The 25,350-nt window shown below is 51.7% G+C and carries 20 protein-coding genes; 13 read left to right on the top strand and 7 right to left on the bottom strand.

Annotated elements, in window-relative coordinates; genetic code table 11:
• Nucleotides 1-62: 62 nt before the first annotated feature.
• The 3 genes from PVOR_RS04170 to PVOR_RS04180 form a co-directional block, all read right to left on the bottom strand.
• The gene (locus tag PVOR_RS04170; protein WP_006207832.1) at nucleotides 63-1,661 is read right to left on the bottom strand and encodes a response regulator; all 1,599 of its coding nucleotides are present in this window, start codon (nucleotides 1,659-1,661) and stop codon (nucleotides 63-65) included.
• The gene (locus PVOR_RS04175; RefSeq protein ID WP_006207833.1) at nucleotides 1,639-3,453 is read right to left on the bottom strand and encodes a cache domain-containing sensor histidine kinase; all 1,815 of its coding nucleotides are present in this window, start codon (nucleotides 3,451-3,453) and stop codon (nucleotides 1,639-1,641) included. Before PVOR_RS04175 ends, PVOR_RS04170 begins: the two co-directional genes overlap by 23 nt.
• A 115-nt stretch (nucleotides 3,454-3,568) precedes the next feature.
• Nucleotides 3,569-4,858 (bottom strand): Gfo/Idh/MocA family oxidoreductase, encoded by a 1,290-nt coding sequence (locus PVOR_RS04180; protein ID WP_006207834.1) that lies wholly within the window; start codon nucleotides 4,856-4,858, stop codon nucleotides 3,569-3,571.
• Nucleotides 4,859-4,984: 126 nt separating this feature from the next.
• Here PVOR_RS04180 and PVOR_RS04185 point away from each other — a divergent pair, with 126 nt between their 5' ends.
• The 4 genes from PVOR_RS04185 to PVOR_RS04200 all read left to right on the top strand — a co-directional run bounded on the left by PVOR_RS04185 (nucleotide 4,985) and on the right by PVOR_RS04200 (nucleotide 7,444).
• On the top strand, nucleotides 4,985-5,851 hold the full coding sequence (locus tag PVOR_RS04185) for an AraC family transcriptional regulator (protein ID WP_006207835.1): 867 nt from the start codon (nucleotides 4,985-4,987) through the stop codon (nucleotides 5,849-5,851).
• A gap of 56 nt (nucleotides 5,852-5,907) precedes the next feature.
• Complete coding sequence (locus PVOR_RS04190; protein ID WP_006207836.1) at nucleotides 5,908-6,207, top strand: hypothetical protein; 300 nt, start codon at nucleotides 5,908-5,910, stop codon at nucleotides 6,205-6,207.
• A gap of 72 nt (nucleotides 6,208-6,279) precedes the next feature.
• Nucleotides 6,280-6,690, top strand: coding sequence for an extracellular solute-binding protein (locus tag PVOR_RS32445; protein ID WP_006207837.1), 411 nt, complete (start codon nucleotides 6,280-6,282; stop codon nucleotides 6,688-6,690).
• Complete coding sequence (locus PVOR_RS04200) at nucleotides 6,677-7,444, top strand: extracellular solute-binding protein (protein ID WP_006207838.1); 768 nt, start codon at nucleotides 6,677-6,679, stop codon at nucleotides 7,442-7,444. Before PVOR_RS32445 ends, PVOR_RS04200 begins: the two co-directional genes overlap by 14 nt.
• A 245-nt stretch (nucleotides 7,445-7,689) precedes the next feature.
• Here PVOR_RS04200 and PVOR_RS04205 read toward each other — a convergent pair whose 3' ends face one another.
• The 4 genes from PVOR_RS04205 to PVOR_RS04220 all read right to left on the bottom strand — a co-directional run bounded on the left by PVOR_RS04205 (nucleotide 7,690) and on the right by PVOR_RS04220 (nucleotide 12,689).
• Nucleotides 7,690-8,208, bottom strand: coding sequence for a hypothetical protein (locus PVOR_RS04205; protein ID WP_006207839.1), 519 nt, complete (start codon nucleotides 8,206-8,208; stop codon nucleotides 7,690-7,692).
• A 24-nt stretch (nucleotides 8,209-8,232) separates the two neighbouring features.
• The gene (locus tag PVOR_RS04210; protein WP_006207840.1) at nucleotides 8,233-9,195 is read right to left on the bottom strand and encodes a phosphotransferase enzyme family protein; all 963 of its coding nucleotides are present in this window, start codon (nucleotides 9,193-9,195) and stop codon (nucleotides 8,233-8,235) included.
• A 372-nt stretch (nucleotides 9,196-9,567) separates the two neighbouring features.
• Entirely contained in the window at nucleotides 9,568-10,245 is a 678-nt protein-coding gene (gene pgmB / locus PVOR_RS04215) for a beta-phosphoglucomutase (RefSeq protein ID WP_006207841.1), read from the bottom strand.
• A gap of 158 nt (nucleotides 10,246-10,403) precedes the next feature.
• The gene (locus PVOR_RS04220; protein ID WP_006207842.1) at nucleotides 10,404-12,689 is read right to left on the bottom strand and encodes a glycoside hydrolase family 65 protein; all 2,286 of its coding nucleotides are present in this window, start codon (nucleotides 12,687-12,689) and stop codon (nucleotides 10,404-10,406) included.
• A gap of 111 nt (nucleotides 12,690-12,800) precedes the next feature.
• Here PVOR_RS04220 and PVOR_RS04225 point away from each other — a divergent pair, with 111 nt between their 5' ends.
• From PVOR_RS04225 to PVOR_RS04265, 9 genes are all read left to right on the top strand, one after another.
• Nucleotides 12,801-13,544, top strand: coding sequence for a helix-turn-helix domain-containing protein (locus tag PVOR_RS04225; protein WP_006207843.1), 744 nt, complete (start codon nucleotides 12,801-12,803; stop codon nucleotides 13,542-13,544).
• A 55-nt stretch (nucleotides 13,545-13,599) separates the two neighbouring features.
• The gene (locus PVOR_RS04230; RefSeq protein ID WP_006207844.1) at nucleotides 13,600-15,402 is read left to right on the top strand and encodes a sensor histidine kinase; all 1,803 of its coding nucleotides are present in this window, start codon (nucleotides 13,600-13,602) and stop codon (nucleotides 15,400-15,402) included.
• Between the two features lie 6 nt (nucleotides 15,403-15,408).
• A complete protein-coding gene (locus PVOR_RS04235) occupies nucleotides 15,409-16,965 on the top strand; it encodes a response regulator (protein WP_006207845.1) in 1,557 nt (518 codons plus the stop codon).
• A gap of 174 nt (nucleotides 16,966-17,139) precedes the next feature.
• The gene (locus tag PVOR_RS04240) at nucleotides 17,140-18,387 is read left to right on the top strand and encodes an ABC transporter substrate-binding protein (protein ID WP_006207846.1); all 1,248 of its coding nucleotides are present in this window, start codon (nucleotides 17,140-17,142) and stop codon (nucleotides 18,385-18,387) included.
• A gap of 95 nt (nucleotides 18,388-18,482) precedes the next feature.
• Complete coding sequence (locus PVOR_RS04245) at nucleotides 18,483-19,427, top strand: carbohydrate ABC transporter permease (RefSeq protein WP_006207847.1); 945 nt, start codon at nucleotides 18,483-18,485, stop codon at nucleotides 19,425-19,427.
• Nucleotides 19,428-19,432: 5 nt separating this feature from the next.
• Nucleotides 19,433-20,257: a carbohydrate ABC transporter permease gene (locus PVOR_RS04250; protein WP_006207848.1), complete on the top strand. Its 825-nt coding sequence runs from the start codon at nucleotides 19,433-19,435 to the stop codon at nucleotides 20,255-20,257.
• A 25-nt stretch (nucleotides 20,258-20,282) separates the two neighbouring features.
• Entirely contained in the window at nucleotides 20,283-22,412 is a 2,130-nt protein-coding gene (locus tag PVOR_RS04255) for a glycoside hydrolase family 3 N-terminal domain-containing protein (RefSeq protein WP_006207849.1), read from the top strand.
• A 24-nt stretch (nucleotides 22,413-22,436) separates the two neighbouring features.
• The gene (locus tag PVOR_RS04260) at nucleotides 22,437-24,509 is read left to right on the top strand and encodes an amylo-alpha-1,6-glucosidase (protein WP_006207850.1); all 2,073 of its coding nucleotides are present in this window, start codon (nucleotides 22,437-22,439) and stop codon (nucleotides 24,507-24,509) included.
• A 150-nt stretch (nucleotides 24,510-24,659) separates the two neighbouring features.
• A complete protein-coding gene (locus PVOR_RS04265) occupies nucleotides 24,660-25,130 on the top strand; it encodes a DinB family protein (protein WP_006207851.1) in 471 nt (156 codons plus the stop codon).
• Nucleotides 25,131-25,350 lie beyond the last annotated feature (220 nt).

Raw genomic sequence — 25,350 nt, forward strand, 5'->3', positions numbered from 1 at the left:
CAATTGAGGCGGCGTTACTTCTGGTAAACTCATCATACCGGGGAAGGGGAGGGGCCGGAATCTCATTTCTTCGGATCATCATGTTCGATTTTTTCGGATTGCGATAATCGGAACTCGGATGGGCTTATGTTGAATATTTTTTTGAACTTGGAGCTGAAATAGCCGGGAGATGAGAAGCCGGCGAGCTCTGCAATATCCCATACGGTTAAGGTGGTTTCCTTCAACAGGCGTACGGCGTGTTTCATACGGACTTCCGTAACATAGTGAATAAAGGATATGCCTGCACCTTCCTTGAACATTTCCGAGAAGTAGGTAGGGTGGTAGTTGTATTGTTCAGCTAACGAGGTCAGCGTTAATTCCTGCATATAATTCTCCTCGATATACCGTTTGGCTGACTCGATCAGAGTAGCTTCCCCGTCCTCAGAGACCTGCTGCTGATCCACAAAATCCTGCGCCCACTGCATCAGCAAACGCTCTGCCTGCTCGGGAGTCTCCATCCACAGCACCCATTCCGGCGAAATCCAGTGAGGCTCCCTTCCCTGAGAATACCCCATGAAGTCAGCGGCGGCGGACTCCATCAGCAGCGAAATTTGAAAAAGGCTCCGGACCAAGCGGGAAGGAGAGAGCTGGTATGCCTCGGCAAGCTCCTTCCGGATGACGCTGCGAAAGGAATCCAGCTCGCCCCGAATCAGACAGCGGTGCAGTGTTCGATTGGTTTCCTCCGGGAGTAATGGACTGTGGTCTGTTACGGGCGTGCGGTCCTGTTCCTTTTGACGCTCTGCCAGATTCCACGCCAAGAGCGAATGAATATACCCTTCTTTCCAGCGTTCAAGTCCCGATACGGGAAGTCCCAGCCCGACCTGCACATCCATGGTTAAATAGGAAGCCGCATCTTCCGCGAGCTTGCGTGTGAATTCGTGCTGAACGCCGTCAAGCGTAATGAAGAACATGATTCCGGGATGGGCTGCGTCATGAAATACCTGGATGCTGCCGGGATAAGACTGGGCGATTTCATGGCAGACCATCTCGAACGGCAGGTGAAGCTGCTCTGGCGCGCGCCCTTTGGGAGTATGCTGTATGCTGGACTCCCTCATGCCTGCGGCTACGAAGCAGACCCTGTGATCCTGCCATGATTCCAGGTGGAACAGCCGAATCCGTTCCGGCAGCGAGGAAGCCGGAAGCCGGTTGCCTCGCACGAGATCCAGCAGGAAGCGTTCCTTCATTTCCTTGTAATACTGGGAGAGACGCCACTGCATCATTTCCGAATCGTCCCGTACCTTGCGGTTCTTATCCAATTCCGCTTTGATTTTGGTCAGTGCTGTTCTCAGATCCTCCCGGGTTACGGGCTTCAGCAAATAATCCATGGCTTGGCTGCGGACGCCGGCTCTGGCGTATTGGAAATCCTCGTATCCGGTTATGATGATGATCTGGATGGAAGGATTGTGGCTTCGGCAAGTATCCAGCAGACGGACTCCGTCCATAACGGGCATATTCATGTCGGTTATGAGCAGGTCAAAGCGTTCTGCTCGCAAGAGCGCTTCGGCTTCTACGCCGTTTGCGGCCTCCCCCGAAATGGCAAAGCCCATGCCCTCCCAATCCACCTTCAGCTTCAGCCCTTCGCGGACTTCGATCTCATCGTCAGCGATCAATACGTTGTACATGATATTCCTCCTGTACCGGTAGAATCAGTTCGATGCATGTGCCCGCTTGAACTCCATTCCGGATATGGACGGCAAACAAGGCACCGTAATGCAGGCGGCAGCGTGCAATCACGTTGCCGAGTCCGATGTGCCAGCTCTCGCTCCGCAGGATCGGCTCTAGCTGAGAAGCTGCCATGGGGTCCTGCAGCTTGCGGATGATCTCGGACGGCATGCCGGGGCCATTGTCCGCAATGCTGAAATGCAGGCGGTTATCCACTCTGCTGATCCGGATATCCACCTGTGCCGTGGTCTGATGCTGGAAGCTGTATTTGACGGCATTCTCGATCAGCGGTTGAAGAATGAACTTGATCATGACCAGTGAATCCAGCTTGCCCTCCTCCGTGATGGAGATGCCGAGTTTATGACCGAAGCGGGTTTGCAGAATGGAGATATAGTGCCGGACATAAGCCAGCTCTTCCTCAAGCGGGACCCGATCGTCGCTCGTATTCATGGAGAATCGCATCATTTTGCCAAGGTCCTCGATGACCTGGACGGTATCCTCCGTCCGGCGCTGCATGGCCAGACTGCTTACCAGCTCCAAGGTATTGAACATGAAGTGGGGATTAATCTGCATGAGCAGGGCTTTGTATTCCGCTTGCTGGCGGAGCAGCTTCAGCTCGAATTCATTCTGGATATGCTGCCGCAGGCGGCTGACCATGTAGCGGAAGGTCGAGATGACGTAACTGACCTCGCTTTTTACGTTTTTGTCGGGAGGCAGAAGGGAATCCGCCTGATCGAAAGCGCCCCGCTGCACCTGCCTCATGGCCAGAACCAGTCGCGTTAAAGGCTTGGTGACGCCATAGGAGAGCCATGCTGCGGCAAACAGGGAGACCAGAATCAGGACAACCGTAACTACCAAGATCGTGCTCTGAAGTTTGTGAAGAGAGGAATATAACTCCTTTTCCGGTGCCAGACCTGCCAGCATCCAGCCGGTACGCCCCAGCTTTTTGTGTACCAGAATGTCTCGCTGCCCCTCATCGTTGGTCAGATAGACAACTCCTGATTTGATCGGGCCGTTTCGAATACGGTCGATTTCCGCTATAGCCCGAGCACCAAGCTCATGCGCCTGCTGGGAGAGAATAGGGCTTCCCTGTTCATTAAGCAGAAAAATCGTGCTATTCTTGGCCAAATGGATGCGGCTGAGCGGCTCCAGAAAATAGGATTCGCTGACGTTCACCTTCATCACGTTCTGTGCCGTCGCATGATGGAAGGTACCGAGAGGCATCAGCAGGCTGACAACCGGATTGCCGTGATCCCTTACGCGTTCATGCTGATCCGTATGGGCAGCCAGCCAGTGGTCCCCGGACGTGAAGAAGTTTCTGTACCACGATTCTTGCATAAAGGCGGGGTCATTCGCGACTTGGTTCTCGCTGCCGATGCGAAGCCCGTTCCGCCGGTAGACGGAAACGTCGGAGATGCTGGTATAGCTGTTGGTGGCCTGGGTCAGGAATCGGCTCATCGCGAGATTAGCAAGCATTTTCTCCCCTTCGGGAAGGCTCGGGTCGCGTATGGCGTTATCCCAGTTCTTGGCCATGTCGCTGTTGAAGACCAGGGAGGCGACATCGTAAATCTGCATTTGGACCATGTCCACGTACGAGCCGTATTCCTCCATCTTCTCCAGGGCCGAGGATTCAATGTAGGAGCGGATTACGGTTCGCGATTCTGTAAAGAGCAGGAAGGAGAGCGTGCCGAAAGAGAGGACGAACAGGACAACGATAAAGGCGATCAGACGGCTTTTTAATGAGAAGAACATCATTTTCCCTCCTTACCGAATGGACTTCAAGGCTGCCCTTGGAAATAGAAAAAAAGACTGCGTGAATGACGCAGCCTTTGCTTAAGAGAATTTGCTTGAAGCAGCCTTGTACTGCTTAGAAACGAACCAGGTTGCTGATTCGTACAGGCATGCCGGTAGCGATGGCGCGGTTGGCTGCAATTCCTGTTAGTATGGATCTTGCTCCATCAATATGGTTCGCAGCGCGGGCGTATGGATCCTCCACGGGCTCCCCGAACAGATCGTTCAGGAGAACCGGGTCGCCTCCCCCATGCCCGCCTTCTTGCTCTTCTACATGAACCTCGTACGGGGCATCAAACGTCGGGAGCACCCGCAGCGTTTTACCGATTAACGCGCCTTCCAGATTCTTGTCACCCAGCGAGTTCACGTAGGATTGCTCCACAATAGTCATCTCGATCCGGCCTTTGGTGCCGTTGATGGCGATGCGGTAACCTTCCCACGGCTGGTAGGCGACAAGGGAATAGGTCAAAATGGCCTTGTTCTGGTACCGTACAAGAACGCCCATCGTATCCTCGATGTTGATGCCGTCCCCGAATACGCTTTGATCCCGCTGATAGCCATCCTCCGGCTCGGCATCCAAATACATGGCTTTGAGGTGGTCATCGGAATCCAGATGGAGCGCAAAAGGGTCTTCCTTGGCGATCGGATTGCCGGTTGCCCGATTGTAAAATTGGGTTACGCCCCGTTCTTCCGCGTTCTCTCTACCATAATACATGAGATCCCCGAATGCGAAAACGGTTTCAGGATGGGAGCCGATCCAGAAATTGACTAAATCAAAGTGATGGGTCGATTTATGAACGAGCAACCCCCCGCTGTTTCGCTTGTCCCGGTGCCAGCGGCGGAAGTAATCCGCCCCGTGACGGGTGTTCAGCAGCCATTCGAAGTGGACGGAAGTCACCTGTCCGATGGCGTCATTCATAATCAGCTCCCGTACCTTGGTATGGTGCGGAGCATAACGGTAGTTGAAGGTTACCCGTATATTTTGTCCGGTCCGCTTGGCGGCATCCAGGATCGCTTGGCATTTCTCCTCATCGACGGTCATCGGCTTCTCGGTCACGACGTCGCAGCCAAGCTCCATCGCGCGAATGATGTACTTGTGATGGGTGCGGTCGATGCTGGTCACAATGACGAAGTCCGGCTTCTCGTTCTCAATCATCTGATCGAACTGATCCGCAGGATAGGTAGGAACCTCGGCATATCCATATTTGTCTCTCAGCAGCTGATTCGCGTAATTCATGCGGGTCTGGTTTATATCGCAAAAGGCAGCAAGCTCGGATTTGTCGCGGAAGTTCTGGGCCAGGGCTCCGTAAAAGAACTCGGCGCGGCCGCCGGTTCCGACCAATACATAGCGTTTCTTGTCACTCATCTCTATCGCCTCCTTGAATATAGCTCTAGCCTATAACAAGGGAACACTTCTTTCGCCGCATTTTATGCGTAATCGCTTTCAAATGCCGCATATTTTGCTATAATCCAAGGAAAGGGGGACAGCCATGTGACGAAGCCATTTCGAGCGGATTACCATGATCCTGCCGGATATCTGGATATCGAATATGACCGCCGCATCGGGTACTTCTCGATGACGGTTGACCATCTTCATGATCATTACGAGCTGTACTACCTGTTGTCGGGCGAGCGCATATACTTCATTAAGGACCGCTCCTATCGGGTCAGAGCCGGGGATCTCGTATTCGTTGACCGGAATGCCGTTCACAAGACGCTGGACAGCGGCAGGCCGGATCATGATCGGGTTGTCCTCTATATCAGGCCGGAGCTGTTCACGGAGCTGGCTATTTCGCCTGAATTGGCCGCAGGACTGAAGGAGCCGTTCGGTTGGGATATTCCGATTCTGAGACTTCCTTCACCGGCAAGCGAAGCCATGGCGCGAATGGTCAGCGAAATGGTGGACGAGATGGTTCATCCCCAAGCCGGAAGCTGCTTGCTGCTCCGGCACCGATCGGTTGAATTGCTGCTGTACGCATACCGCAATCAGCAGCTGGGCACGGTGCGTTCCGCCGATACCGAGCCCATTCTTCATCCCAAGACCCAAGCGGTGGTCCGTTATCTGAACGATAACTATCAGAAAGGTTTTACGTTGCCCGGGGTAGCGGAGGCGTTCCGAATCAGCCCGCACTATCTCAGCCGGCTGTTTAAGCAAACGACGGGCTTTACCTTCAGCGATTATCTGAATCTGCTTCGGGTTAAGGAGGCGCAGCGCTTGCTGCGCGAAAGCGATGATTCCATTACGGATATCGCCATGCGTGCAGGATTTAGCAACTTCTCCCATTTTGGGAAGGTGTTCAAGCGGACGGTACAAATGTCTCCGCGAACATACAGGCAGCAGTATAGAGATCCAGGTTGATCTATAGAACATTATGAGGAATGTTACGTCTATGACATTAGAGAGGAGTTGATGTTATGCGTATGATATACATGGTGCTCATGATTATCGTTTCAATATCAGGGTATCCCTTAGAGGGGAATATGGACCGTGCTGCTGTACTTACCAAGGTTTTGGCCCAAGTGCCGAAGTGTACAGGGGACTTAGAGACGATTAACGATGTCGTGGAGGTTAAGGAACATGAACAGGGTTTCACGGTCATCATCAGACAAGACTGCGAACCAAAACACGGGGAAGGTCCGCAGATGCGAACAACCTATACGTATGCGGTAACTCCTAGCGATGTACGATTAGTTGAGAAGAAGAACGGATTTTAATTGCGTATGGGAACAGCCTGAGCAAGTACAGGGAATCGTGATCGTGATCGATCATACAGGAGGGATTATGAAATGACAACGCCAACCGAGCTTCGTGTCATCACGGAATCGCACGGACATGATCTGAAATATGTGCAGACGGTTATTCAAACGTTTGAAGCCGCCAGGCCAGATGTAAAGGTGGTGCTTGTCCGGGCAGAGGACAGCTACGGCGTGCTGGAGCAGTTTCATCAGGATGGAGCGGATCTGCTGCACATCCGGGAGGGGGCATATTCTACTCAGATGCGTAAAGGCGTTGTCCGGGATTTGCTGCCTTATCTGAAGAATGATCCCGCGATGGTCATCGATGATTTTTACCAGGGGGCTTTGTCACATCCGATGTGGGAGGGCCAGCTGGCAGCCTTGCCGGTTGTGGATGCCGCGGTTCCCCTTATTTTTTATAACAAAAAAAGGTTTAGCCGAAGCGGGTGTGCCGTTCCCTGAGAATGGGTGGACGGATGCACAGTTTCTGGATGCTGCGATTCGCTTAACGCGGCTCGAAGAATATCCGGAGGACTCCCGGTATGGCCTCTATATTTATCCGGATGTGGAATTTTTGGAGCCGTTCCTTATGCGCAGGGGCGGACGGCATTTATCGGAGGACGGATCTGTCAGTAAGGGCTATACGGACAGTGAAATTACGCATTCTACGTATCGATGGATTGTTGATTTGTATCAGAAGCACCGTGTCGCTCCTCTGCCGGGGGTCCGGTTTGAGAACGTATTTCGTTCGAATCGCTGTGCGATGATATATGACTTTAGCTGGCATATTGGAGGGGTGGCCCACGATCCTGAGCTAAGTGAGACGTATGGCATTGTGGGATTGCCTCATGCACGAAACGGCGTGGATATCTATACGATGTATTCGACAGGATACGGTATTCCTGCCATGTCCAGGCAGCCTGAGCTGGCATGGGAATTGCTGAAGGCATTGGCGATCCCCTCTTCTGAGGAAGCCAAGCGTGCTTATTGGGGCCTGCCGATCACAAGAACACTGGCCAAGGAGCTTGGGCGTACCGATAATCTGTGGTGGGGTCCCGCCCTGTATGCCATGGAGCGCATTGAGAAGAATGCCTATCTCTCCAATCAGGTCTGGAACCTGTCCAGGCAGCAGATCAATCAGGATATTGAGGCGATGATGAAAGGAGAGGCCGAGGTACAGGAGACGCTGGCCCGGTGGGCGGAGATTGTAACGTAGATAATGATTAACTACATAGAACTGCAAGACGGGGTCTTTAATTGCATCAGCCTCTATCCAACAGGGATAGAGGCTTTGGTTTGCTTATTTAGTTGTATAAGAGAGTCCTGTGATCATAGTATACTTGTCGATATCAAAGAGCTTGGTTAAAGATATAACGGAAGCGATATAACAGTGATAACAAAAGCAGTTAGAGCGATATTACGCTCAATATGATACTCCCGTAAACTAAAACCTGTTCTTATTTAGGTGCTTGAACCGTTATTGAAAAACCGCCCCATCGGCACCTCCCGCTTAAAGGTGATCCCCCAATACTTATACGTCACTTCAATCTGGGTGATAGGCGTATCATTAAAAAGACGGACACCATAATTGAGCGGGATGCGTGCTCCCTGATCAAGTGCGGCTAACTTCTCATCTGCTGTGAGTTCAGGTTGGAGCGGCATCTCTTGAATACCCACGAGTTCGATATGGGTGTCTTCATCAAGGTCGTCTCCGCCGACCAGATGAAGGGAGTAACTGACGCCGAGCTCCGCCTTGGCTGGTTTCTGGCCATCGTTCACCCGCACATCCAGCAGCTCCACCTTGGTAAATCCTTCGTTGATGACTTCGAAGATGATCGTATTCTCGCCCGTAAGGGATGTGAATCCACCCGCCTTGATGGGTATGGGACGAAGAAACAGCAGGTATAGAAGGCTGGCTGAGAGGAGCAAACCCAGGCCTGCATATGCGAGCCGGCGGAGATGTTTGGATTTTGGTTTCATGGCGAGCAATCTTCCTTCTTTATATTAAATAGACAGATTGACTACCGATTGGCCTGATTCTATATCGGCTTTCATGGCTAGAAGATAATTCCGGGTAGACTCATCCATCTCGTTCCAGTCCACGAATTTGGAGAAGTAGACATAGGAATACAGGTTTCGGAAGTCGATGAAAAACGGAATCCGTTCAATCCAATCCGCACTCAATGTGTTCTCTTTCAGATAGCCCGATAAGAACGAATCGAAGAATCTGGCGACAAATTCGGCCTTCCTGTGTTCAGGGACTGTCTGAACCGCATGATAGATGGCAATGGCGATATCGTATGCGAACCAATGGTAAGAAACATCCCCGAAATCAAAAAAGACAATCTCCCCGTTATGTACATGAAAATTGTTATGGTGCAGGTCATTATGAACGATCCCGTAGCTGTCCTGATCTTGCGGGAGGGACTCCAGCTCCTTAAGATATCGCCTCCACTGAGTATGTACCCTTTCACCGGCAGCCTCCGGGAACGCATCCGTAAAGATGAGATGATCATTCCATTGGGGAAAAGCCATGCGGTGAACGAGCGAAGCGGATGTGGAGTCCTTCTTGCCGAGTTTGTGCATGCTTCCCATCCCGTGTCCCCAGCGCTCGATCATAGCAAAATCCGATGTCAAATCGGATAAAGGGCTGCCCGGAGCCTTCGTAAAGGCAATGACATAATATCGTTTGGAGCCGTGAATGACTTCTTCAATCAGGAGATCCTGGGCGGAACGAATCGACGACGCTATGTTTAGCCCATGCTCGGCGAGATAAGCCATCCACGTCAGCTCGCGGATGATCGAGGCTTTACGGTACTTGGCCGCGTCTAAGAATTTAATGATGAAGCGAAGCCCGTCTTCACCGATATATTCAAATACATTTTGGTCAAATCCTCCAAGCAATTGCAGTGAATAAGAACCTCTGCCGAAACGCTCGGCACCCTGATTCAAAACAGCCTGTTCCATGGAAAATCCCCTTTATGGTGTTCTCGATATGTAGGTCTGGTCCACATACCGGATGGTACTCAGCAGCATCAGTATCAACTCAAGTCTACCGAAGATGGTGCATCGTTGCAAAAAAACGGGATAGCGCATCCTGACGTTGTGAGATAATCTTACTCAGCATGGGTGCTCGCACGCGCCAAATAAGTCCCCAAAAGGGACTTTCCAAAGAGCGGCTTACGCGCCAACAAGTCCCCAAAAGGGACTTAGAGTCGCCAAAGTGCGGCTCCCCGCCAGCCCATTGCAGCGACCATGGGGAGCATCCCGTCCCTGCACAACCTCCGCCACATCAAAAAGGGGTGTCCCACCTAAGGAACACCCCTTCACTACATCGATCTACTTACCTTCGAACTTCTGCGCCAGTTCCCGGAAATTCAGCTGTGACGTGCTGTCCAGCACGATATCCGCGTGCAGGAAGTGGGCAGCGTTGCCGATTGCCACGGCGAACATGCCGGCACCCTTGATGGCATCGACGCCGGACGCGGCATCTTCCACCCCGATGCAGTCGGCGGGCTCTACGCCCAGCTGCGCGGCAGCGGTCAGGAAGATTTCCGGGTCGGGCTTGTTGTTCGTAAGCTTGGTTACATCGACGATGACGTCGAACTGATCCATGACGCCAAGCCGGGTCAGTACAGCGATGGCGTTCTTGCTGGCGGACGCAATGGCGGTCTTAAGACCCGCCGCCCGAATGTCTGCCACGAATTCGGTGACGCCCGGCAGCAGATCGGCTGGCGTGATCGTTTCGATCAGCTCGACATACAGCTTGTTTTTGCGGTCAGCCAGCTGCACCAGCTCTCCTTCGGAATAGTTGACCGGCGTCTCCGCCTGGCTTAACAGCAGCATCAAGGAATCCATGCGGGATACCCCTTTGAGATTCTCATTGAATTCTCGGGTGAAGGGAATGCCCAGCTCGGTTGCCGTAGCCTTCCAGGCCTGATAATGATACTCGGCTGTATCGGTAATGACGCCGTCCAAGTCAAAAATGACAGCCTTCAGCGATTTCGCTATGCTCATGTCCAAATAACTCCTTTTACCAACTGAAATATATTCAATCGTACTAGTATCATCGCTAATTTCCTAATGAGAGCACGATCAATGATGCACTTATCTGAAGCTGGTTTCTCACGGTAAGCCTAACCTGATGGATCTGTCGGAGCTCTACCTGGCCGGAGCTACTTGGCGAGTGATTTTTGCACCGGTTGTCCGGCTTTAAGTGTAACGGCCTCGTTGTACAGCTTGATCTCGATGGCATCGCCTTCGACGATCTCCAAGGTCACGCCGTCCTTCTCGATCGATACGCCGATGAGGCGGCCGCGGAAGTTCAGGCGGAATGCGTACTTCTCCCAATCCTTCGGAATGGCGGGGGAGAGGGAGAGCCCGCTCTCCTTCAGACGCATGCCGGCAAAGCCGTATACGATGGACATCCAGGTACCGCCCATGTTGGCCATATGCAGACCGTCCTTTGTGTTGCCGTGCGTATTGTCCAGGTCCAGGCGCGCCGTCTCGATGAAGTATTCATAAGCCTTGTCCATACTGCCAATCTTCGAAGCCATGATGCTGAAGATGCAGGAGGACAGGGACGAGTCATGTGTCGTAATGCCTTCATAGTAGTCGTACGAACGCTGAATCGTTTCATAGCTTTGCTCGTCTTCCAGCAGGAAGTGAGCCAGTACCGTATCTGCCTGTTTACATACCTGATAACGGTAAATCGTTAGCGGATGGTAATTCAGCAGCAGCGGATATTTGTCCTCCGGCGTGTTCTCGAAATCCCACACCGCTTTGCGGAGGAACGTGTCATCCTGCGGGTTAATGCCAAGGGCTTCATCATACGGGAGCAGCATAGCTTCCGCGGCTTTCGCCCAAGCCGAGATTTCATCCTCGGTAACGCCAAGCCGGTCGCGCAGGGATTGGAAGCCATGTGCATCATAGGACTTCAGAATGGAGCAGCTCTTGGCAGCCCATTTCAAGTTATGTTTTGCCATGACGTTGGTGTAATAGTTGTTGTTCACGCAGCAGGTATATTCATCCGGGCCGGTAACTTCATCAATATGGAACGCCCCGTTATAATAGTGGCCGATATCGGCCCAGAGACGTGCGGTTTCGATCAGTACCTCGGCACCGTAAGACAAGAGGAAATCCTGATCCTGTTCGGCCAGATGGTACTGGATATAGCTGTATGCGATATCTGCACTGATATGATACTGCGCCGTGCCCGAAGGGAAAAAGGAGGAGCACTCCGTTCCGGAAATGGTGCGCCACGGGAACAAAGCACCTTGCCGGTGTCCCATTTCCCGAGCTCTCGCTCTCGCCTGTTCCAGTGTGGAATAGCGGTACAGCAGCAGCTGGCGCGCGATGTCCGGCTGCGTCATCAGGAATACCGGGAACATGTAAATTTCGGTGTCCCAGAAATAATGGCCTTCGTATCCTTCGCCGCTGAGCCCTTTGGCGGAAATGTTGCTGTGTTTGTCCCGCCCTGCGGACTGCAGCAGCTGGAACAAGTTGAAGCGGATGCCTTCCTGCAGCTGGTCATCGTTCTGAATCACCACATCAGCAGACTTCCAATACTCATTTAAATATTCGATTTGCTCTGCAAGCAGATCCTCGAAGGAAAGCTCCTTCAAACTCTCTTGCAGCTGAATCCCGCGCTCGATCATATCCTGCCCGTGACGAAGACTGTCGGTATACAGATTGTATTTCGTAAAGCCGATCGGTCCGGTCAATGAAAGGGTAGCCGTGTAGGTGACTTCACCGGCTCCATTTTCAAGTTGAACGTCAGCATCGGCATCCAGGCGGTGGCGGGTAACGCAAGCCGCACGCAGCTTGGATGCCATCGTCTCATCAACGACATAGGCATCGCTGCCCTTAACGCCAGTTTCGGTGACGGTCATCCGTTCCGCATGTCCTGCGCCGACCCGGGGATCATTGGGATTGGTGTAGTTTTTCACTTTGCCGTTCACCGTAGAGACGATGCGGACCTGGCCGTTGTAATTGACCGGCTCTATCCGTACATGGAGGGCGAACAACTCACGGTGCGTAAAGGAAACCAGGCGGCGGAAGGTCAGCTTAATCTCTTTGCCTTCGGGCGATCTCCAATGCACGATTCGTTCGGAATATCCCTTGTCCATAAACAAGCGGCGTTCAAACGAAATAATCGTGCCGTGATCCAGGCGGAAGGGTTCTTTCTCATCGCCTAAATAGATCAGGACCGATTGGGCATCAATATGGTTAACGAGTTTTTGCTGTGTATCGGGAAAGGCGAACAGTTTCTCGCCGTAAGGGATTTCAATAACGTCGTGGAAAGCATTCAGGTAAGTTCCGCGAATGGTGGACATGTCCTCTCCGTAGCCTTCTTCGAAGTTGCCACGTACACCCAAGTAACCGTTTCCGAGTGCAAAAATACTTTCCATATTCAGCAAGGCTTGCTGTGACAACTCAGGATTTGAAATTGTCCAGGTCATGGTCTACACTTCCTTCCTAGCATGGTTATGCTTGAATTTTAGAGCCAAACGGGGTTATGTTATACTAAAATATCAAGGTTTTTATCAATATTTTTAGGTGGTGCAGAAATAATGAAGGAACCTTCCCGCACAGGAAATCATCCCTTTTATTTGTCTTCCCGCATGCATTATCTGCGCGAGAATTTTATACATCCTCCGTTTGATTACGAGCACGAGTTAATGGAGGCCATACGCTTCGGGGACGAGAACAGGGCCATGGATATGCTGCGCAAGATTAACGAGCTGGAGGCCGCCGTGCTTGCGACGTATCCGCTTCGATCCAAGAAGAATGCCTTAATTGCGTCTTGCACCCTGTTTACCCGGGCGATCATCAAGGGCGGCGTCGACCCGGAGATAGCCTTTCATTTAAGTGATACGCTAATCCTTGAGATTGAGAAAATGAGTGATGTGGAGCGGCTGGTTCATTTTGAATATGAAATGCTGGTTCAGTTTGTTTCGATGATTCGCTCCGAGAAGGAAGAAGTATCCTATTCGCATATTGTGAATTTGGCGATATATTACATCAGGGAGCATATTTTTGAGGAGCTGACCTTACAGCGGGTTGCAAAATATTTAAACGTTCACCCGAGCTACCTGTCCGATCGCTTTAAGCGGGAGACGGGTGTATCCATTACAACCTTTATGAATCGGCGGAAGATTGAAGAATCCAAGCATTTGCTGACCCATACAAACCAATCGATCTCCGAAATCGCGTTTACGTTCAAGTTCTGCAGCCAGAGTTATTATACGCAATTATTCAAGAATTTCACGGGGATGACCCCGAGAAAATTCCGAATCAGCGGTACGGCGCGATAACGAACGATGACAACGAACAACGAGAAGTGAGAGAAACGAGAAGAGAGAGAATGTCATGAACAAACTCAAGCAGAAAATGCTTCATCTCAGTCTGGAGAAGAAACTGATCGTTGCTTTCTCCGCATTTATCATTGTGCCGCTCATTCTGATCGGCGGGATTGTATCGTGGGTCTACGTAGAGAATAATCGGGGTACGATGATTGATGCTGCCGTGGAGAACAACAAACAAATCATCAAGAATATCGATACCTCCTTGCAGCCGCTGCTGCGGCTGTCGATGTTTCCGATCCAGGATTCCACGGTGTATCCCATCATGCGCAAGGATTATGGCAAGGTGACCTACCCATTGCTTGAGCGGGGGCGGGATTTCGATAAAGTGAACGGCTTGATCCAGAGCGGAGTCATGCTGTATTCCGATTTGATTGACTCGGTTGTCATCTACCACGAGAACAGCCAGTCTATCATCGGCAGAAGCAACAAGGAGTACATGAATTTCGCTTATTTCAAGGAGCAGTTCACGCGCGAGCCTTTTGTCCAGAAGATCAGAGGTGCCCACGGGCGCTTCGTTCCGGTAGGCATCCACCAGGAGAAACTGCTGTCCACCAAGGCTACTCCGGTCGTATCTGCCGGCCGAGCGATCATGGACCCCTATACAAAGGAAGATCTGGGCTTTATTCTGTTTAACATTTCGGTGGACAAACTGAAGACGCTCTGGAGCGATTCGGCATTTTCGGAGAACACGAATTTCTATCTGATTGATGAAGCGGATCATATCGTGCACAGCATTTATCCGGAGGAGATCGGGCTGCCGGCAGCCGAGGTGCTGGGGAGTGATTTTCAATATAACGCTGACGGTGAAGTCAATACGCAGATTAATCGGGATACGTACATGATATCTTCGTCCTCTTCTATGGCCGACTGGAAGGCGGTTACGGTAATTCCGAAAAAAGACCTCTTCTCCATCGTGTACCTGATGGTAGCCATCCTGATGGGCGCCTTGATTCTGCTGCTCGTGCTGTCCATTCTGATCTCGGCGCGCATCGCGACCACGATCATGAAGCCGCTGTCGGTACTGAACAGCAAGATGAAGCTTGTCTCCCAAGGTCAGCTTGACGTAAGCTTTGATACGAGGCAGCATGGGGAGATCGGCGTGATCAGCCATACCGTGGACCGGATGCTGCAGGAAATCCGCGATTTGATTGAGCGGATCTATGTGGAGGAAGAAGAGAAGCGGACGCTGGAGATGAATGCGCTGCAATCCCAGATCCGTCCGCATTTTATATATAACACGCTGAACGTGATCAAGTGGATGGCCAAAATCCAGGGGGCCACCGGCATTGAGGAAGCGCTGCAGGCCTTCTCTTCGGTCATCAAGTTTACGGTGAAGAAGGAGGGCAACTATGTGACCATTGCAGAGGAAGTCGAGTTTATGGAGAATTACACGAAAATTCTCGATTTCCGCTATTTTAATAAATTCGATGTTACGTATGAGGTTGAACCAGCCGTAATGAATCATAGGACGTTGAAATTTTTGCTTCAGCCCCTGGTGGAGAATGCAGTCTTCCACGGTTTCGAAGGTATTGATTATAAAGGGATGCTGGTGATATCCATATATGAGGAAGAAGAAACATTGATTATGAAAGTAAGTGATAACGGTCGCGGTTTTCCGGAGGGCGGACAAGCCAAGCAGGAGCAGGAAGGTCCTCGTGATACCTTCAACTCGATCGGACTAAACAATATAAGGAACCGGATATCTCTTCATTTTGGACCGGAGTACGGCCTGTGGATCAAGAGCGGAGAGCATGGCGGAACGGTGGCCTGGATTCGGGTTCCGATCATCACAGAAGAAGCAGGGTGATAGCAAGTGCGAATACTAATCGTAGATGACGAACCGCTCGTGCGCATCGGTATCAAATCGGCCATCGACTGGGAGGCCCAGGGTGTGGACATTGTCGGTGAAGCGGGCGACGGCGAAGAAGCGCTGAGCATGATAACGGAAACGGTACCGGACGTGGTGCTGCTGGATATCAAGATGCCGAAGATGGACGGAATCGAAGTGCTGCGGGCAATGAAGGAGCGGCAGCTGCCGGTTCAAGCCGTCGTGCTGAGCAGCTTCGACGACATAACGTATGTGAAGGAAGCCCTGAAGTTAGGGGCCTTCGATTACTTCCATAAGCCGGACATGAATGAGCGCGAGCTGACGGCGATGCTGAAGAGCATTCGGGAGCAGTTTGGAAGTCAGCAGGCTCCGGCCCGAACTGGAGCGAATGCACCCGGCAGCCGGAAGGAACAGATTTTATATGATGCGCTTCACGGGAACGTCCATGACCTGTCAGCAGAGACCGGGTTGAAAGAGGGCAATATGTATGTCGTTCTCTTCAAAATCAAGGATTATCAAGCGGTCATCAAGAGGTACACCAAAGAAACGGAATCGATCCTGCCCAATACGGTTCAGAACGTAGTAGGAGAGATTCTATCGACGGAGAAGGAAGTGGAGTTTCTTCGGCTGAATGAGCAGCTATATGCCGTATTTATAAGCAACAGCGAATTGAAAAGTCTGCTGGCATCGTTGACCCGCGTCAATAAAATGGTTCAGATGATCAGCTCGGCGCTAAAGCGCTTTGTGAATATTGACATCGTGCTGGGCATTAGCGATTGGTTTGCTGATTTTGACGGCATTTCCATGGGTTATGAGCAAGCAGGCAGAGCCTTGTCCCAGCAATTTTACCACCCGGAGACTTCGATATTTTATTATCAGCATCTGAGACAGAAGAGCGAGAGCGTTTATCAGCAGGCGGATGTCTATTTGAGCCAGATGAAGTCTGCGCTCAGGGAAGAAGCGAATGACCGGTTTCTCGAGCTGCTATCCACGTGGGAGAAGTTTCTGGAGCAAGAAGAGTGCATGGAAGAGAAGGATGTCCGCAAAGTGTATGAAGGCTTGAAGTTTATGATCGCTGAAAGCGGCGGCAAGCCAAGCGGAGCCGTGCATGAAGAAGTTGCAGGCTTGGAGGGAATCCATGATTTTCAACAGCTGTCCGCTGCATACCGGACCCTGTTCGAAGCACGGTTTAAGCATCGCCACGATCTGGAGTTTAAGGGATACAGCCAGCTCACGCGCAATATTATGGAGTACACGGAGGAACATTATGCGGAGAGCCTCTCGCTGAAGCTGTTCGGGGAGCTGTTTCATGTCAGTCCGAATTACGTCAGCCGGCTGTTTAAACAGGAGGTCGGTCAAGGACTGTTCGATTATATCAACGAGCTTCGGATCGAGAAGGCGAAGGTGCTGCTTAAGAACTACCGCTACAAAATTTATGACGTTGCCGAGATGGTAGGGTTTAATAATCAGGCCCATTTTGCGATTGTATTTCAGAAATACACAGGCTTTTCTCCTAAACAGTATAGGAAAGAAGAAGTGTGATAATACGAAAAGAAAGTATGATTTTTAATAAAAATGATCTTACCGCACAATCTATTTATAAAAAAATAGTCAATTTTAAAAAATTAATCATCATTTGATTAATTTTTTTTATTGCCCTCGCTCTTTATGATTAAGGTGCAAGTTAAAACGAAAAGAAATGTAGGGGGTAGCATCATGGGTAAAGTGAACAGGAAGTTTTCTGCCATGCTGGTGTTGTGCCTGGCTCTTGTTGTTGGGTTGACCGCTTGCGGCGGCAATAAAAGCGCTGACAATACAGATAACGGATCTGGAGATGCAGGAGAAAAAGTGACGGTGAATTTCGGATTCTGGGGTACGGCACAGGATTTGGAGATTTACCAGAAAGCAGCAGACACCATCTCCGAGCAATATCCGGAGCTTGAACTCAAAATCAAACAATATCCGAGCAGTGAGCAATTCTGGAACACGCTGCCGGGCGAAATCGCTGCCGGCGTTGCGCCTGATTTCATTAAGATGTCCAATGAAGGTGCTTACGAATACATCAACAAAGGGTTGTTCTCGCCAATCGATGAACTGGTTCAAGCGGCTGGCGTAGACATGAGCCGTTTCCCGGATGCGTCGAAGAAAATTTGGAACGTGGACGGCAAGCAATACGGCGTGCCGAACAGCGATATGCCGGCGATGTTCTTCATCAACGAGCAGATGTGGAAAGATGCCGGTCTCGGCGAGTACCCGACGACTTGGGATGAAGTGATCGAAGCGGCAAAAGTGCTGAACAAAGGCAATGTGAAGGGCATTATCGTGAACCTGGATGCCTTCCATATCACGAACTACGTGAAGAGCTTCGGCGGCGGCTGGGGCAACGGTGAGACCATCAACTCGCCAGAGAACGTGAAGGCGCTGGAAATGATCATCGATATGTATGACGAAGGACTTGCTGTAACACCGAAATCACTCGGCTTCGGCTGGGATGGCGAAGTGTTCAGCAATGAGCAGGGCGCAATGAGTACGGGTGGCTACTGGTACAAGGGTTACCTGAAGGATGCGAATCCGGATCTGAAAATGGTAGCCATTCCGGTTCCTAAAGGAACAACTAACGGAAGCACCATGAGCTCGGATGCTTACATGGTACTGAAAGACGCGAAGAACAAAGAAGCTGCGCTGAAAGCTGCTTATTATATGACCAATGACGATACGCAAACCGCATTCATGGAGCTCGGCTTTAATCCGGCGGTATCCTCGTTGTCCGAGCAGTATTTCGAGAAAAACCCTGAATTCAAGGCGCTGCAGCCTGCGCTGGAGTACAGCACAGACTATGGTTATCCGACGGATACCAAGCGTTTCACGGATGAACTCGTTAAAGAATTGGAAGGTTTGATTCTGGGCGGCTCCGGTAAAACAGCTCAGCAAATTCTCGATGACATTCAAGGCCAGTTTAAATAAGAAAAAGGCAACACCCGCTCCCGCTCCTTGTTCTCAGGGGAGCGGGAGCCTTTGTTCACCTATTAGAATTTGAGTAAGGGAGTGGGGGATAACTTATGTCCGATTACAGCAGCAAGCACGCTGATTTGAAAGGAAACAAGATCAGGCAATCCTGGTTCCGTTCGTTGGCAGACTCCGACAAGACACTGGGCTGGTTGTTTTCACTGCCCTTTTTGATATTGTGGGCGTGGTGGTTTCTATATCCATTTATCCAGTCTTTCGTAAGAAGTTTTCAAGATGCGAACTTCGCTGCCTTGGACCAGGCGAAATTCATCGGCCTCGAAAACTATGTCACCATTCTTCAAGATAAAGAATTCTTCCGGGCGCTGCTTCATTCCCTGGAAATCGTGGTCATCTCGATTCCGATTCAGACTGTCCTCGGTTTGCTCTTGGCCATCCTGGTCAATCAGAAACTGAAAGGCAAGGGGATATTCCGGACGGTATTCTTCATTCCGTATATCACCTCGCAAATCGCGATCACCACCGTGTTCATGATGCTGTTTAAGCAGGGCACCTTCCTAACGGAATTTTTCGGAGCTTTAGGCTTCGGGAATGTAACATGGTTTGCAGATACCAACTATGCGCTCTTATTCGTATGTATTCTGTTTATCTTCCAGCAAGCCGGCTTCACCATGATTGTGTACTTGTCGGGCCTGCAGGAAATTCCGAAGGATCTGTACGAAGCTGGCGAGATTGACGGAGCATCCAAATGGAACAAATTCCGCTACATCACGGTTCCGTTCCTGAAGCCGATCACGTTCTTCATCGTGTCGGTATCGACGATCGCCGGCTTCCAGATCTACGACCAGATTGCGGCGATTTCCCGGTATGGCGCGCTCGGTTCGCCAGCAGGTGCTACCAGTACGGTGGTTACGTATTTCTACCAGCACGGGATCCGTTACATGAACATTGGATACGGAAGCGCGGCGGTGGTGTTGTTCTTCATGATCATCATGCTGATTACGTACCTGCAAAAAAAATTCTTGGATGAGAAGGAGTGAGAGTAATGTTGACCCGTACGAACAACGGTCGGCTGTTTCTGTATATCGGCACGATCATACTGGGGCTCTTATTCGCCCTTCCTTTTCTCTATACCCTTTATACGTCCATCATCCCGATGCGCCATGTTAATACCCTGACGTCGCCGGCCAACTGGACGTTCGAGAACTTCAAAATCTTCTTCACGAACGATGCGTACAATGTGCCGAGATGGTTTCTGAACACCGTGATCATGACCGGCGTCGTTGTCATCGGGAACCTGATCATTAACCCGATGGCCGGCTTTGCCCTGGCCAAGCTGAATTTCAAGGGAAAAGGTCTGATTTACTGGATCGTCGTTGCCACCATGATGGTGCCGTACCATATGATCCTGATCCCGGTGTACGTGAATGTGGCGCAGCTTGGATGGTTGAACACATTCTGGGGGTTAACGGTGCCCTTCCTGTATCAGGGCTTGTACATCTTCATGCTCCGACAGTTCTTCATCTCGGTTCCAAATGAGTTTTTGGAGGCTGCACGGATGGATGGCCTGACGAAGATGGGTGCTTTCTGGCGGATCGTGTACCCGCTGGCCCGTTCATCGCTGATTACGATGTCGATTCTTGCTTTTGCCGGCACCTGGAACAGTTATCTTGTTCCGAGTACGCTTGCGAATACACCGGAAATGTATGTGCTGGTTGTTGGTCTGAACAGCGTGAAGGATATGTTCTTTGAGAATACGCCGATGATTATGGCGGGGGTTGTGCTGTCCACGCTGCCGATCATCCTGTTCTTCTTCCTGTTCCAGCGCCAATATATTGAGGGGATTTCGAACGCCGGCGTGAAAGGTTGATATAAAGCCTTGGGAGGGATTAGACATGGATAACGTGGAACAGCGTGCGAAGGATCTTCTCACGCAGATGACCTTGACCGAGAAGGTCGGTCAGACGGTGCAATACGGCCGGTGCGAGGAGCAGGAGCTGAAGCTGGTTGCCGAAGGCAAGATCGGGTCCTTGCTGAATGTGCATGGTCCGAAAAAGATCAACGAGCTACAGCGGCTGGCCGTGGAGGAAACGCGGCTGGGGATTCCCCTTCTCATCGGGGATGATGTCATTCACGGTTTCCGTACCATCTTTCCGATTCCGCTCGGCGAAGCCGCCAGCTGGGATCTGGAAGGGATGGAGAAGAACGCCCGCATTGCTGCGGCAGAGGCATCCGCGGAAGGCATCCGCTGGACTTTCGCCCCGATGGTCGACATCACGCGTGATCCCCGTTGGGGCCGCATCGCGGAGAGCACGGGGGAGGACGTCTATCTGTCCTCCCTGGCCGCTGCCGCGAAGGTCAGAGGATTTCAAAGTCCGAATGAGGACGGCTACCCGACGGTGGCGGCATGCGTGAAGCATTTTGCCGGTTATGGCTGGATCGAAGGCGGTCGGGACTATGACACGACGGACATGTCGGAGCGGACCTTGCGGGAAACCGTGTTGCCGCCGTTTGAGCACGGGATTCGGGCAGGGGCACTGTCCGTGATGAGTGCTTTCAGCGAACTGAGCGGGGTTCCTGCTTCCGGAAGCCGATATCTGCTGCGGGATATATTGAAGCGGGAGTGGGGCTTTGAAGGTATGGTGGTCAGCGACTGGGAGTCGATCGAGGAGCTGATCTATCATGGCTATGCCGAGGATCGGAAGGATTCCGCGTTGAAGGGATTGAACGCCGGCGTCGACATGGACATGCACGCCGGAGTCTATCTTGATCATCTGGAAACGCTGGTCCAGGAAAACCCTGAGCTGCTAGAGCTATTGGACGATGCGGTACTTCGCATCTTGCAGGTAAAAATTCGCCTTGGATTGTTCGAGAATCCGTATGTAAGCGAAGACATAGTAGAAGCCGGAGACACACGGAAAGGGAAGTCCATTCCTGCGGCGCATTTGGATCAGGCAAGAGACAGTGCCCGGAAATCCATCGTGCTGCTGCAGAATAACAGCGGGATTTTACCGCTGGATACCGGCAAGCACAAGAGGCTGGCGTTAATTGGGCCGCTGGCGGATGACCGCCACAATTCGATGGGCTGCTGGGCTTGGAAAGGCCGCGATGAGGACGTTGTCACGGTATGGGATGCTTTTCAATCGGAAATCGCACCTAAAGCCGAGGTGTTCTATGAGCAGGGCAGCGGTATTCTGGAGGGGCTGGATGGGGGAGTGGAACGGGCTGTGGAGCTCGCCAGACAGTCCGATGTCGCCGTGGTCGTTGTGGGCGAATCCGAAGCGATGACGGGCGAGCATTACAATGTAACGTCCATTACGCTTCCACCCTGTCAGGAGCGCCTGATTCAGGAGCTGAAACGTCAGACCGACACGCCGATCGTCGTCGTGCTGATGAACGGACGTCCGCTTGCCACTCCATGGCTGCATGAACATGCGGATGCTGTGGTTGAAGCGTGGCATTTGGGAACCGCCACAGGTCATGCGCTTGTAGATGTGCTTACCGGCACTTACAATCCAAGTGGTCGCCTGCCGGTTACCGTTCCGCGTGCGACGGGCCAAATTCCGATGTATTACAACCGGAAGAATACCGGACGTCCTCATTTGTACGAAGATTATATCGATTGCGATGATTCTCCGCTGTATCCGTTCGGGTATGGCCTCAGTTATACAACGTTCGAATATACGGATTTGCGGCTGGATCGGCATCAAATCGGCCGGGATGAGTCCGTAGATGTATCGGTGAGCATAACGAATACCGGACAAAGAGCCGGCGAGGAAACCGTTCAGCTGTACATTCGCGACTTGGTTGCAAGCTCGACCCGGCCGGTCAGAGAGTTGAAGGGATTCCGCAAGGTACAGCTGCAGCCGGGCGAGAGCCGGACGGTACATTTTACGCTGGGACGTGAAGAACTTGGGCTATTGGATGAGAGACTTGCGTTTACGGTAGAGCCCGGGAAGTTCCATGTCTGGGTCGGACCACATTCGGAAGAAGGACTGCAGGCTGAGCTTGTAGTTGTTGAATAACCGGAATCAAAGGGGGATTTAAACATGGACTACCGTGTAATTAAAGAAGGAGATTTATTCTTTCTGACCGGGCTTAATGGAGATATCGTCCTGGGGGATGAACAAGGCCATGGTTTATATACGAAGGATACGCGTTTTTTGAGCCGCATGGAGCTGTTCATCGATGGCGAGAAGCCTTCGCTTCTGTCCTCCACGGGGGACAAGAGTTATGTTGCTTCATTCCGTCTGATGAAGGATGCCAAGGATGAAGGGGCGATTGAAGTGCTTCGGGAGCGCTTCATCTACAATGGCATTTTGTACGAGCGCTGCACACTGACCAATTATTTCGTGACGGACTCGAATATCGAGTTCGCGGTTTCCTTCGACGCGGACTTTCAGGATATGTTCCTGGTCCGTAAATACCGTACCGGGGAAGTTGGCAAGATGGAGGGGATTCTGACCGGCGATCAGGATATGACGCTGGCCTATGTCGGGGCTGATAACCTGAAAAGACAGACACGCATTGCTTGGGATGCGGACGGCGGCCAAGCGGATGAGGCCGGGAACGTCTCGTTCCCGTTGTCCCTGAAAGCCAAAGAGCGGAAGGTCATTACTTTCTTTGTCACGCCGATGACGGAGCAGCATTCCGTAACGGAGCCGCTCACCTACGAAGAAGGGCTGAAGAAGCTCGAAGCCTCGTATGAAGAATGGTACCGGAACAGCTCACGGGTCCAGTCGGATTCCGCGCTGTTCAGCGGCTTGTACCAGAGAGGGCTGCAGGATCTGCGCATGCTGACGACCGATGTGGGCTTCGGCGATACAACAGTCGCGGGGCTGCCGTGGTTCGCGGTTCCATTCGGCAGGGACAGCTTGATCACGGCCCTGTTCATGCTTCCGGTGAACCCGCAGCATGCCAAGGGGACCTTGAGAACGCTGGCAGCTTATCAAGGCGAGAAGACGGACCCTTGGCGGGATGAGCAGCCGGGCAAAATCATGCATGAGATTCGCTATGGAGAGCTTGTCACGACGAATCAATCGCCCTTCTCGCCGTATTACGGTACCATCGATTCCACACCGCTGTTTCTGGCGCTGATCGGCGAGTATTACCGCTGGACAGGCGATCTTTCCTTGGCGGAGGAATTGAAGCCAAACATGCTGCGGGCATTGGATTACATCGACGCCTCGCTTGAAGCGGGCTCCGGCTTCATGGCTTACAAGCAGGAAGCCGAGAAAGGCTTCCCGAACCAGGGCTGGAAGGATTCCGCCAACTCGATCATCCATGAGAATGGGGAGTATGCGGAATCTCCGATCGCACTGTCGGAGGTCCAGGGCTATGTGTATCAAGCCAAGGCATCGCTTGTGCCCGTCTTTGCAGGGTTAGGGGAGCCGGAACGGGCCCGCAGGCTGGAGACGGAAGCCGCGGAGCTTCGGGCTCGATTCGAATCGGCCTTCTGGATGGAGGATGAGATGTGTTATGCCATCGCACTGGATAAGGATCTCCGTCAGGTGCGCAGCGTGTCCTCGAATCCCGGGCATCTGCTTATGAGCGGGTTGCCGGAAGAGAGCCGGGCGAAAGCCCAATCCAAGCGGATGCTCAGAAGCGACATGTTTAACGGATATGGAATCCGCACGATGAGCACAGACTCCACGGGATACTATCCGATGAGTTATCACAACGGGAGTGTATGGCCGCATGATAATGCCATGATCCTGCTGGGACTTGGCAAGCAGGGATTCAAGGATGAGGCGGGTAAGGTCATCTCCGGCCTGCTGCAGGCTTCGGCGCATTTTGAGTACCAGCGTCTGCCGGAGCTGTTCTGCGGACATGATGCGAAGCTCGGTTATCCGGTTCCATACCCGACAACCTGTTCGCCGCAGGCATGGGCAGCGGGAACCTCGATTGCCTTCCTGCAGGCGATGCTCGGATTGTATCCGAATGCAGCGAGGAAGGAAATTGCGTTGTCTCCGTTCCTTCCGGAAGGGATGAATGAGCTGAAGGGCGAGCGGATTGCCATCGGAAACGGGCATCTGTCCGTATTCGTCGTACGGGAAGCCGGCAGCAGCACGTTTAAAGTCCAAGTACTTGAGAATACAACCGGATTCAATCTTGTGGATTGATCTTTTATCAGATTCTGTGTGCACGAACAACCTGACTCTTAATACTTAAGGGTCAGGTTGTTTTTGGTTGAAATTAGAGGAACGTATGTTCTATAATAGTGAAGTGAGTTTGAATGGATTGTTGTATACATACCGGATGGGAGAGAAACTATGAATTCCTATTGTACATATGCATTACATCAGATTGAAGTTGCCGTTGTATCCATCGTGGCGATAATCGACAAGCTCGATGAAGCGGATTTGCTCGTTAAGCCGACCGAGGACAAACATTCTGTCGGGGAATTGCTCAAGCATATCGCCGTCATCTGCCGGGCCGATTTCCACATATCACAAGGAGCTGCGCAGGAGGAGATGAGCGCCTATTATGCAGGTGTATCGATTCATAACCTGAAGGATATACAGGCTGAATTGTTAAGCAACTATTCGTATCTGGAACAGGCGTTCAGAGAGATGACGGAAGAAGAGCTTCATCAGGAGATGACGTCCTACTGGGGCGTCACCTATTCGAGGTACGAATGGCTGCTTGAAATACTGGGTCATGTGTACCACCACCGGGGACAGCTGCATGCGATGCTGGTTCACTGTAACGGAAAGGACCCGAAGGTCCCGTTATTCGAATAGCAATGGGATGGAGGAGATCCATCCGGGCCGGATAAGGGGGCGTTCTTGTCCGGCCTTTTTTCTGACCTGACCATATTAAAACTCCTTTCCTTCCTCGCATAGAAATCCACCTAAAAAACATACGATCGCGCATCGTCAATCGATCTGGAAATCCTTTATAGTAATGACACAGCATGGAATATGTTTGCCACCCATCGTTAAGCTCCCCGCAGATTTACGC

The sequence above is a fragment of the Paenibacillus vortex V453 genome, assembly GCF_000193415.1.
In the GTDB taxonomy this organism is placed as follows: domain Bacteria; phylum Bacillota; class Bacilli; order Paenibacillales; family Paenibacillaceae; genus Paenibacillus_AQ; species Paenibacillus_AQ glucanolyticus.

Excerpts from the sequence above, each read along its gene's own strand:
- PVOR_RS04170 (WP_006207832.1), bottom strand. The coding sequence starts at position 1,661 with ATGTACAACGTATTGATCGCTGACGATGAGATCGAAGTCCGCGAAGGG.
- PVOR_RS04175 (WP_006207833.1), bottom strand. The coding sequence starts at position 3,453 with ATGTTCTTCTCATTAAAAAGCCGTCTGATCGCCTTTATCGTTGTCCTG.
- PVOR_RS04180 (WP_006207834.1), bottom strand. The coding sequence starts at position 4,858 with ATGAGTGACAAGAAACGCTATGTATTGGTCGGAACCGGCGGCCGCGCC.
- PVOR_RS04190 (WP_006207836.1), top strand. The coding sequence starts at position 5,908 with ATGCGTATGATATACATGGTGCTCATGATTATCGTTTCAATATCAGGG.
- PVOR_RS32445 (WP_006207837.1), top strand. The coding sequence starts at position 6,280 with ATGACAACGCCAACCGAGCTTCGTGTCATCACGGAATCGCACGGACAT.
- PVOR_RS04205 (WP_006207839.1), bottom strand. The coding sequence starts at position 8,208 with ATGAAACCAAAATCCAAACATCTCCGCCGGCTCGCATATGCAGGCCTG.
- PVOR_RS04210 (WP_006207840.1), bottom strand. The coding sequence starts at position 9,195 with ATGGAACAGGCTGTTTTGAATCAGGGTGCCGAGCGTTTCGGCAGAGGT.
- pgmB (WP_006207841.1), bottom strand. The coding sequence starts at position 10,245 with ATGAGCATAGCGAAATCGCTGAAGGCTGTCATTTTTGACTTGGACGGC.
- PVOR_RS04220 (WP_006207842.1), bottom strand. The coding sequence starts at position 12,689 with ATGACCTGGACAATTTCAAATCCTGAGTTGTCACAGCAAGCCTTGCTG.
- PVOR_RS04225 (WP_006207843.1), top strand. The coding sequence starts at position 12,801 with ATGAAGGAACCTTCCCGCACAGGAAATCATCCCTTTTATTTGTCTTCC.
- PVOR_RS04230 (WP_006207844.1), top strand. The coding sequence starts at position 13,600 with ATGAACAAACTCAAGCAGAAAATGCTTCATCTCAGTCTGGAGAAGAAA.
- PVOR_RS04240 (WP_006207846.1), top strand. The coding sequence starts at position 17,140 with ATGGGTAAAGTGAACAGGAAGTTTTCTGCCATGCTGGTGTTGTGCCTG.
- PVOR_RS04245 (WP_006207847.1), top strand. The coding sequence starts at position 18,483 with ATGTCCGATTACAGCAGCAAGCACGCTGATTTGAAAGGAAACAAGATC.
- PVOR_RS04250 (WP_006207848.1), top strand. The coding sequence starts at position 19,433 with ATGTTGACCCGTACGAACAACGGTCGGCTGTTTCTGTATATCGGCACG.
- PVOR_RS04255 (WP_006207849.1), top strand. The coding sequence starts at position 20,283 with ATGGATAACGTGGAACAGCGTGCGAAGGATCTTCTCACGCAGATGACC.
- PVOR_RS04260 (WP_006207850.1), top strand. The coding sequence starts at position 22,437 with ATGGACTACCGTGTAATTAAAGAAGGAGATTTATTCTTTCTGACCGGG.
- PVOR_RS04265 (WP_006207851.1), top strand. The coding sequence starts at position 24,660 with ATGAATTCCTATTGTACATATGCATTACATCAGATTGAAGTTGCCGTT.